We start from the raw sequence: 3,371 nt of genomic DNA, 5'->3' as shown, positions 1-3,371 counted from the left end.
TGAGCCGGCCCAGAGCGCCGCTGTGTGATCGGTGCCCGGTTTCGGAGCATTGCCTTGGGCTGGCGACCGGGGCTCCGGAAACCTATCCCCGCAAGACCGCCAAGGCGGCGCGTCCGCATCGCTACGGCGTGGCCTATGTGCTGATGCGGGGTGATGAGATCGCCCTGATCCGCCGCCCGCCCAAGGGCCTGCTGGGCGGCATGCTGGCCCTGCCGACCAGCGACTGGCGCGGGGTGGTCTGGAGCGACGAAGAGGCCCGCCATGCGGCCCCAGCCGACGCCGACTGGCGCGCCGTGGGCGAGGTAGAGCACGGCTTTACCCATTTCACGCTGACCTTGCGCCTGCTTCGCGCCGAGGGGGATGGCGACGGGTTCGTCTGGACCCCGCGCTCGGGCCTCCACGCCCTGCCCAGCGTGTTCCTCAAGGCGGCGAAGGCAGGGCTTAACGCGACGCTCTGATCACGCCCTGCCGACGCGTTGGCCCGCAAAGCCCGCTACATCAGCCTTCACGATGATGAGGTTGTCGAAGGTCATGTAGACATCGGTGGCGCCCTCAGAGCCTCGATAGGCGCCTGCAGCCTGGGTGAGAAATTGACCGAGCGCGGTGAACCTCCACGCGTCGTCCTCAGAGCAGCTGAAGTGCTCCTCACTGTACCGCAGGATATCATGCTTCTCGCCGAAGGCGCGGACGGCCTGCGCCGCATGGGCCAGTCGTGGCGGGACGGAGGGATTGGTCCAGGCCCAAAGCCAAGTCTGTCCGATCGTGTCGTAGCTCCCGATGATCTGGACATCGCCAGTCACTGTAAAGCCGTCAGCATTGCTGAACTTGATCGTGCCCAGATCGAGGTCTGCGTCCCATCGATCCATGCTTCCGAAGCCCCAAGTCTGCGCGTTGAAGTCCTGCTTCAACTTCAGTTCTTCCCAGCTCCGGGCGTATGTCTTCTCCGGTTCCAAGAGCTTGTCTGACATGGAGACGCTCCACGAGTTCACTACGTCTAAGAGGCGATGGGCAGCTCATTTGCGACTTTAGCGCGTTTATTCGATCTTCGGAAGCCAGACGAGATGGCGAGCTCGCGCGACCGTGCCTCTCAATCCACGCAGCGGATCACGACCTTGCCCAGGTGGCTGCCGCTTTCGAGATGGGTGAACGCCGCCTTGGCGTCCTCGAAGGCGAAGACGTGGTCGACAATCGGCTTGAGCCTCGAGGCCTGCACCGCGCGGCCAAGCTCCAGCAGCCCGTTGCGGTCGCCGACCGTGATGTTGCGGAAGCTCGCGCCGCTGGTCTTCAGCTGGAAGAAGTCGATGCCCGGGTTCTCGGTGCTGAGGAAGCCGATCGATGCGATCTCGCCTCCCACCGCCGCCGCGCGCAGCGACTGGGCGATGGTGCCGGGACCTCCCACCTCGACGACGCGGTCCACGCCCCGTCCGCCCGTAAGCTTGCGCACGCTGCGGCCCCATTGCGGGTCCTCGGCGTAGTTCACGACCGCGCTCGCGCCGAGCGCCTTGAGCTGTTCGGCTTTCGCGGCGCTGGATGTGGTGGCGATCACCGAGGCGCCGACCGCGCGGGCGAGCTGCAGGGCGAAGATCGAGACGCCGCCGCTGCCCTGGACCAGCACTGTGTGTCCGGCGCGGATCGGCGTCGGACCCGTGAGCGCGGTCCAGGCGGTCAGGCCCGCGCAGGGCAGCGTCGACGCCTCCACATAGGTCAAGGCGTCGGGTGCCCGGACGATGGCCTCCTGGCTGACGGCCTTCAGCTCGCAAAGCCACCCATCGCTCTCGGCGCCATAGCTGTCACTCTGAATGGTGGACGGCATCTCCCCGCCGAACCATCGGGGATGGAAGGCGCCCATCACCCGGTCGCCGACCTTGAACGAGCTCACCCCTTCACCAACATCGACCACCTCGCCGGCCGCGTCGCTGACGGGGATCAGGCCGGGGTGGCAGGGACGCGGATAGCGACCGCGCAGCATCGCCAGATCCCGGAAGTTCAGCGAGACGGCGTGAACACGTACCAGCACCTCGCCCCGTTGTGGCCGGGGATCGGGCTCGTCGCGCAGGCGGAGTTCGTCCAGGCTGTCGAAGCTGTCGAAGCGATAGGCCTTCATCGGATCGCGCTCCGAAGCCGTCGGAACGATCTCGGGCGAGTGGACGGCATGCGCATGAGGGCCTCCATTGACCGGGTGTCCCGCGCCATCAACCCCATGGTCGGCGCATTGGCTAGCGGCGAACGCGCGCCATCCGCCGATGGGCGTGGAAGTCGACCTGTCGTGTCGGTTTCTCACCGGCCCAAGCGTCATCCTGACGAGAGGCTGGTGTTCGCGTTTGGCGTTGCGGTCTTGCGAAGTTCGACAGGGAGGTCGTCGGCATGGGCGTGCGTGAGCAGATCGACAGGTATACCGACGATCAGCCTCCTGCGAAGCGCGAGGAATTGCGCGAACTGCACCGGCGTATCCTGGCGATCTCGCCCGACGCCAAGCTCTGGTTCCTGGACGGCAGGAACGAGGCCGGCAAGGTCGTTTCAAACCCGAGCATTGGATATGGGACGGCGACGCTAAGCTACGCCGACGGCGGTTCGAAAATGTTCTACAAGATCGGCTTGAGCGCCAACAGCTCTGGGCTGTCGGTCTATGTCATGGGTCTCGAGGACAAGACTTTCTTGTCCGGGACCTACGGATCGCGGCTCGGGAAGGCCAAGATTACCGGATATTGCATTCGTTTCAGATCCACCAAGGACGTGGACCTCCACGTCTTCGAGGAGGTTGTTACGGACGCGCTGAGCTGACGCCGACTGACGCGGGCGAGGCGACCGCCTGATCGCCGAGAGGGACGGCCCCCCTACGCCGCCGGCATCGCCGAGCGGATCTTGGACCGCAGCACATCGATAGGCGCCAGGCCCTTGTCGGTCTTGAAGTGCCAATAGGTCCAGCCGTTGCAGGCCGGGGCTGACTGCACCATGGCGCCGACCTTGTGGATCGAGCCGGACAAGTCGCCGATCACCAGGCTGCCGTCGGCGCGGACGCGGGCGACGCGTTCGCCCTTGGGGCAATAGAGAGTGTCGCCGGGGCTGAGCAGGCCCGCCTCCAGCACCTGGCCGAAGGGCACGCGGGGCTCGGATTTCTTGGAGCCGGTGACCTCCAGGTCCCCCGGCGCCATCGGCACGATCTTGGAGATCCGCTCGCGAGCGAGCTTCAGGACTATTGCTGGTGGAACGGCGGAGACATCGACCACCACGGTCTCGCTCTCGGAATTCTTGCTACAAGAACTGGGCAAATTGCCAAACGCCACTGCGACCCGTGGGACGGAGCGCGGCTATCCCGACATCGAAGTGACCGGCAAGGCATTCGGCGACGTACCGCATGCGATCGATATCAA

4 protein-coding genes and 1 pseudogene are annotated in these 3,371 nt (G+C 65.5%); 2 read left to right on the top strand and 3 right to left on the bottom strand.

What is annotated here, in order from left to right; genetic code table 11:
- Positions 1-458 (top strand): NUDIX domain-containing protein (locus RMO04_RS17535; protein WP_309646056.1); only part of this gene is annotated, 458 nt, incomplete at its 5' end.
- On the opposite strand, the gene RMO04_RS17530 is transcribed toward RMO04_RS17535, so the two are convergent.
- Positions 459-968: a DUF6882 domain-containing protein gene (locus RMO04_RS17530; protein ID WP_309646055.1), complete on the bottom strand. Its 510-nt coding sequence runs from the start codon at positions 966-968 to the stop codon at positions 459-461.
- A 119-nt stretch (positions 969-1,087) separates the two neighbouring features.
- Positions 1,088-2,104 carry an NAD(P)-dependent alcohol dehydrogenase gene (locus RMO04_RS17525; protein WP_309646054.1) on the bottom strand — a complete coding sequence of 339 codons (1,017 nt, stop codon included), beginning with the start codon at positions 2,102-2,104 and terminating at the stop codon, positions 1,088-1,090.
- A 260-nt stretch (positions 2,105-2,364) separates the two neighbouring features.
- Between RMO04_RS17525 and RMO04_RS17520 the strand changes: the two genes are divergently transcribed.
- On the top strand, positions 2,365-2,781 hold the full coding sequence (locus RMO04_RS17520) for a DUF1801 domain-containing protein (RefSeq protein WP_309646053.1): 417 nt from the start codon (positions 2,365-2,367) through the stop codon (positions 2,779-2,781).
- Between the two features lie 53 nt (positions 2,782-2,834).
- Here the strand turns inward: RMO04_RS17520 and RMO04_RS17515 are convergent.
- A pseudogene (locus RMO04_RS17515) lies at positions 2,835-3,182 on the bottom strand (site-specific DNA-methyltransferase); the annotation flags it as partial.
- Positions 3,183-3,371 lie beyond the last annotated feature (189 nt).

The organism is Phenylobacterium sp. (assembly GCF_031412415.1).
Classification (GTDB): domain Bacteria; phylum Pseudomonadota; class Alphaproteobacteria; order Caulobacterales; family Caulobacteraceae; genus Phenylobacterium.
The sequence above is the reverse complement of the archived record's forward strand: the minus strand, read 5'-3'. Positions and strand labels throughout refer to the sequence as shown.

Excerpts from the sequence above, each read along its gene's own strand:
- RMO04_RS17530 (WP_309646055.1), bottom strand. The coding sequence starts at position 968 with ATGTCAGACAAGCTCTTGGAACCGGAGAAGACATACGCCCGGAGCTGG.
- RMO04_RS17520 (WP_309646053.1), top strand. The coding sequence starts at position 2,365 with ATGGGCGTGCGTGAGCAGATCGACAGGTATACCGACGATCAGCCTCCT.
- RMO04_RS17525 (WP_309646054.1), bottom strand. The coding sequence starts at position 2,104 with ATGAAGGCCTATCGCTTCGACAGCTTCGACAGCCTGGACGAACTCCGC.